Origin of the sequence: uncultured Methanobrevibacter sp., assembly GCF_937898925.1 — an archaeon.
Classification (GTDB): Archaea; Methanobacteriota; Methanobacteria; order Methanobacteriales; family Methanobacteriaceae; genus Methanobrevibacter.
On record NZ_CALDKF010000027.1, the window covers coordinates 1 to 6,329 of the forward strand.

The 6,329-nt window shown below is 29.6% G+C and carries 4 protein-coding genes; 1 reads left to right on the forward strand and 3 read right to left on the reverse strand.

Annotated elements, in window-relative coordinates; translation table 11 throughout:
- The first annotated feature begins 223 nt into the window (after window positions 1-223).
- Complete coding sequence (locus Q0409_RS01890; protein ID WP_298534492.1) at window positions 224-2,719, forward strand: hypothetical protein; 2,496 nt, start codon at window positions 224-226, stop codon at window positions 2,717-2,719.
- 17 nt (window positions 2,720-2,736) lie between these two features.
- On the opposite strand, the gene Q0409_RS01895 is transcribed toward Q0409_RS01890, so the two are convergent.
- The 3 genes from Q0409_RS01895 to Q0409_RS01905 form a co-directional block, all read right to left on the reverse strand.
- A complete protein-coding gene (locus tag Q0409_RS01895) occupies window positions 2,737-3,159 on the reverse strand; it encodes a YkvA family protein (protein WP_298534495.1) in 423 nt (140 codons plus the stop codon).
- Window positions 3,160-3,172: 13 nt separating this feature from the next.
- Window positions 3,173-5,428 (reverse strand): DEAD/DEAH box helicase, encoded by a 2,256-nt coding sequence (locus Q0409_RS01900; protein WP_298534498.1) that lies wholly within the window; start codon window positions 5,426-5,428, stop codon window positions 3,173-3,175.
- Between the two features lie 40 nt (window positions 5,429-5,468).
- Window positions 5,469-6,329: BREX system ATP-binding domain-containing protein (locus Q0409_RS01905; RefSeq protein WP_298534501.1), on the reverse strand; the 861-nt coding region annotated here is incomplete at its 5' end.

Sequence of the window (6,329 nt, forward strand, 5' to 3'; positions counted from 1 at the left end):
ACCCCCTTTGAAAAAATAAAGAATAATTAATAATAATTTAACTTTAATAAATTATAAATTTTTTTAATTTTAGTAAATGAAATAATAAAAATTTATTTATTACGGTGAACATATTATTATTTAGATAATTTTAGGGGAAAGATGTGTAATTTTATAGCTTGAGTATAGAATCACCACTAAAAGATACTCTACTAAAATTATAAAAAATGTTAATAGTGAGAGTATGGATGAAAAGGAAATAAAAATATTGGAAGAGTTAAAAAAAGGTAAAAGCTTGAAAGAAGCTGCAGAATCTGCTTCGACAAAAGAGATAGTTGTAAAAAGATGGATTCAATGGGGAAAAGATGGAGATGAATCCTATATAGAATTCTACAATGAATTTAAAAAAATCAAGCCTAAAAAACAGAAAACTGTGAAAAAAAGTGTAAAAGAAATAGTGGATGACTGTGTAAAACTTTTAGAAGAGGGATTTGATTATAAAGAAATCTCCCATAAATTAAACGTCCCCGAATTTAGATTAAAAAATTTTTATACTCAAGGAAAATTAGGAATAAAACCATACGATAAATACTACAAAGCTAGTGAAGAAGCTAAAAAACTGAAAAAAGGGAAAAAAGAAGAAACTAATATCTTTAAAAAATTAAGCAAATTAGACCTTAAAGAATTGGATTATATACTTGAGGACAATAATTGCTTCCTCCTAATCCCAAACAAAAACATAAAGATTCAAAAAATTAAAGAGGAAATCCCTCCAGAGGATATTGAGGAATCCTTAGAAAAACTAGCTGAAATAAAAATTATTGAAGATAAAATAATTAAGCAATTAAACAAATTTAGCGTAAAGTCATTGCTGAAATACTTGAGTCCTAGAGACAGTATTCTGTATATTAATAAACCTCGAAAAAAAATCACTAAAAAAATAATTAAGGATCTAAAATTCAGTGAGATGGAAGAATTTTATGAGGGATTGTTTGAAGTTAGACCTGTAGAAATATATGAAGGAAAAGAAGATATTCAGTTAGACATAACTAGACTCATAGAAGAAACAAAAAATAAAAAATGCGTCATTTGTGGAAAAAAACTTAATCCAGTAAGTAAAAAAGACAAGTGCAAAAGCTGTTTAAGAAGTATCCATGCTGCCAATACCTTAAATGAATTATTAAATTATATTCAGCCAAAAATCCCATTTTACAAAGAAGACCTGCAGAAAATAGGATACCAAAATGATAAATTATTAGACACCATTTGGGTTTTGCAAGAAAATGACTTATTGATTGTAGAATCCACCAATAAATATTCTCTTGTCCGAAAAGAGATTTTAGATGAATTTTTAGATAAATGGGGAGAATATGTTAAAAATAGAAAGATAATTGATACAACTACCAAATTAAGCAAGGAATGTGTAATTTGTAAAAAAACAAAAGCAATTTCCCTATTTAATTACTCTGTATCAAGCGCAGATGGTTTTAAAGATTATTGTAAAGACTGTGAAAGACCTGTAAATGCAGCGAGATCATTGAAAACTCTTTTAGGTTATGTAGGTCCAAAACAAGTGTTTAGAAAGGAAGAGATGTACTCTAACTATCCGGAACCATTTTTATTGGATTCAAGTATTTTTTTACTACAAGAACATGACCTAATTGAAACCAATCCAGATGGAGAGAGATTTAGACTTACAGATAAAAAGGTTCTTGATGATTTCTTAGAAAAATATTATATTGAAGAAGAAGGAAGGGCAAAGACTCCTATTAGAAAAAGCCCACAGCCAATAATAGAAGAAGAGGAAGATGTGGTCGAGGAGCCAGTAGAAGAAGAGTTAGAGGAACCTATCGAAGAAGAAAAACCAGTAGAAAGCTCTGATATTGATGATGATTCTGAACTTAGAAGAAAAATGGACATTGTTTTATATTATCTTAAAGATGGTTTTACAGAAAAAGAAGCATTTAATTTTGCTGATTTGAATAAAAGTACTTTAATCACTTGGAAAAACCTTGGGAAAAAAGGCAATGAACCATATACCTACTTCTACGATGAATATTTGAAATTAAATAATGCCACTATAGAAGAAGATGAAAAGAGGAAAGAAGAGGAGAATATTAAAGAAAAAATGGATTTCTTCACAGAGGAAATCATTGTTACTGGATCCGTCAAAACTGCATTTAATAATTCTGAAATTACTAAAGAAGAGTTTATTGCTTGGATTAAATTAGGAAATAGTGGAGAAACATTCTATAAAAACTTTATAGATCAATATTTGAATAGCTTAAGATTTGTCATTAACGAAGAAATAAGAACTCTTAGAATTAAAGAAGCTAAAAAATTGATGATTCAAGGTTACGATATTGAGGAAGCGGCAGAACATGCTAATAAAATAGATTTTAGCAAAAAAGAAAAAGAAATTGAAGAAGAATTAACAAAAGAAATGGAAGACTTGGTAAATGAAGTAGCTGTAGAATCTACTAATACAGAGAAATACGGGTTAAGATTCAAAATCATATCTAAAGATCAAAATACAGGGTTATTGACATTGCAAATCATAGGAAAAGTGAGAAATGAGCATTTAGAACAAATAGTCAGTATACTAAAAGATTATCCTAGAGAAATTGATAAAATATTGACTAAAGACTCTGAAGATGATGGTTGCGGTATTCTCATAGAAATGCAAATAGAAAATACTGAATTGCAGGATATCAGATCACTATTAAATGAATTCAGCTAATCAAAGAGGAATTGGATTTAATCTAATCCTACATAAAACAGAATAGCTTCTATTTGTTCATCGGTTAAAGATTCTAAGGATTTTTCATAACAATCTTCAATCACTTCTTCAACATCATTGCCAAAATCCCATGCTTCCTGTAAGAAGTCAAAACTATACTTTTCTGCAAGGAATTTTAGAACATGTGCAGAAATGAAAATATCATCAATATACCCATAAGCACCATATATTTCCTCTGGAATTACATCCATTGGAACTACATAATAGGAAATAGCTGCATTAATTTTGATTCTATCTTCCTTATCAACATCTTCATCCAATAAATCACATAATAATTTAAATAAATTAGGACCGCAATCAATAAATGAAGCATATTCTCCATCAAAATTTTCCAAATTTTCTAGTAAAGTACAATAAAAATCTTTAAATCCATGTGCCATTATTATTCCTCCATCAATCAGTTCTTACCTTTTTGTCTATGCTATGTAATCTTTCAAGAATCTCTTCATCAGTTAAATCTCTACTGTTAAATAATACTTCCTTAAACACGTCACTTTTTGTTTCAACAAATTCATTTTCATTAACAACATTAATTAATCCATCTTTATCATATTGTAAATCCATTTTTAATTCAACAACATCTTTTTCAGGTAAATAATCTATAAATTTATTCTTAAAAACCTCTTGTAAAATATCTATAAAATCTTCTATATAATCATCATCTGCAAAAATTTCCTCAACATCTCCTAAAACGTTGGAAATCTCATAGACAGAAATCTCTTCATCTAGTTTAAAACTAGAGAAATATTCATTATTATATACTCTGCTTAAACCATAACCTTTTAATTCAAAAATCTTTGGCAATAAGTTATTGGCTTTATTTCCAGCGAATGTGTAAATTGTAACCATATTGTCTCTTCTACTAATATCTACAGGGATTATTCCTTTTCTAAATCCACATTTTTTAGCCAGTGAAATTACAGTGTCTATATACTCTGTTGATAAATCACCAAAGTTGTCTAAAAATTCATTAGCTGAAGCTTCTTCTTCACTATCTAAATTGCCAACAAGTATATCATAAACCTTTCTTGCAATGTCATAAGTTAAAGGAGGGCCTTCTGAAAACCAGCGCGGTGCTTTTAAATCAGGATTAGGATCTTCTTCGACTCTAATGAAAAATCCTTCTTCATCAATAGTCTTTACTTTCCAAGGTTTTCCAGCTAAAATAAATTGGGAACCTTCATCTAACATATGGACATAAGAAATATCCAGTCCTCCTATGGTTTTTCTACCTTTTTTAATTGAATATTCAAAACTTGGATAAAATACTGAATAAAAATTCATATAATTATTTTTACCGAATATTTTCTCAAAGCAATACCCAGTGGTTAAATATCCTCCCCCATCTATTTTGACCAAATTCTCCTTTACCATTTTCCTCAACAATGCCTTATAATCATCTTTTGTGATTTCTGAAAATGCATAACAATTCCTTAAATCATTATAAACATCCTTAAAATGTATTTTACCATGATTGAAAATGGTACTTAATATTTGATGAAAGAGAATGTCCTTAGACCTTTTTGAAATTACTATATCTTCAACTTTATTCTCCTGTAAAATCAAATCTGCTAAAGCTACCAAAGTATCAAAACCATGAGCGATGATTATGGACTTTTGTACTTTAGACCTACGTCCACTACGCCCAACTCTTTGTAAAAATGAACTTATGTTATAAGGCGGTTCTATATGTACAACCACATCTATATCACCAATGTCAATTCCCAACTCCAGCGTACTTGTAGAGAACATGAATCCACTTTTAACACTTTTAAATTGTCTTTCGCTCTCTTCCCTAACGTCCTTATTTAAAGAAGAGTGATGAATAAAAATATTTTTTATAGAACTATTGTTTTTAAAAAGATTAAAAACCTCTTCAGTGGTTTGTCTAGATTTACAAAACACTAAAACCTTCTTATTTTTAAATACTTCAAGACGGCGAACAAGATTTATACCACTTAATGAATCAACCTTATATTTTGATTCCCTATTGCTTGTATCTATAATAGGGATAGCTGGTTCTTTATAATTTATCCATTCTGCTATTGTCTCAGGATTTCCAACTGTAGCGGATAATCCAATCTGTTGAATATCATGTTTAGAATATTTAGAGAGCCTATTTATTAAGGAATTTAGTTGAGTGCCTCTCTCAGAATCAGCAAAATAGTGAATTTCATCAATTATAATGTATCTTACATTTTGAAATATCTTAAACTTTTGACCTTGGCTTTTATTCATTGAAAGGACTTCTAAAGATTCAGGAGTTATTAATAAGAAATCGGTAGGATTATTAAGATATTTAGATTTTACGCCAGCAGAAACGTCTCCATGCCATTTGGTTGCAGATAGGTTAAAATAATCTCCCCAATATTCTATACGATTATGCATATCATTAATAAGCGCTTTAAGAGGTGCAACGTAAATAACACTGGTAGGATCAAAACCATTAGAAATGATTTCACTGAAAACAGGAAGTAAAACAGCTTCAGTTTTTCCTGAAGCAGTTGGAGCAATAACTAAACTATCATTCCCATCTAAAATTACTGGAATGGCTTTATCTTGAATTTCATTTAGCTTTTTCCAGCCTAAAACATTTACAAGAAAACGCCTTAATCTAAAATTTAATAATTCTGCTGACTCATTAGCCATATTAAACCTCAATCAAAAAAGTAAACTATGATTGATAACATTACCAATCATCAAATATGTCTCTTTCTCCTTCATTTTCGTCATCAAAGCCCCAATCAGGTTTTTCTTCAAAGTTAAATAATGCTATAATATCAGCTGAGGTTTTAAAATTATCTGGATTTTGTTCAACAACATCTAAAGCTTCAATAAATTGCCTAATAAAAATCCTTGGAGTTACCTTACCATCAGTTAAGCTAGCATCATCAATAGCTCTTTCAATGATTTCATCAATTGCTGATTCAAATTTCTTATTTGCATCCCAATCATATGCTACAGAATGCATCTCTATAATCTGTTTAGAAACATTATCCAACTCTTCCTCATTAAATCCTGAAAGATTAAAAATAGGTTTTCTAACATTAACATTTCCGCTATCATCCAGACTTGTCCTAATTCTGTCATGCAATGCAACATATGATGCGACCCCTACTTTTGAATCTTCATACCATTCAGGAGTTCCTGCAAAAACAAATAATGAATTTTCAAATTGTCCTAAATTACAGCCATCAAAAATATCCCTAATGTAATTATAAGCAATATCTCTATATTTTTTAGCATGCAAGTTCATAATAAATTCTGATTCGTCTACAAGAATAACCAGCCCAGAATATCCAATAGACCTAACAAAAATAGACAATGCTTCTAAAAATTGTAAAGCATTTTCTTTAGTTACATCCCCTTTCACACCAAATCTTCTTTTCATTGGGAACGGAATATTTGAATCCCCACGTAACCATGCAAGAGCAGCATTTCCTGCTTCAATATCTCCTGCATTAATACAGAAAATAATCTCTAAATCATCTTTTAATTCCTTGAAAATATTGTTTAAAGAAGGCGGTTTTCTAATTCCATCTTTAACTGA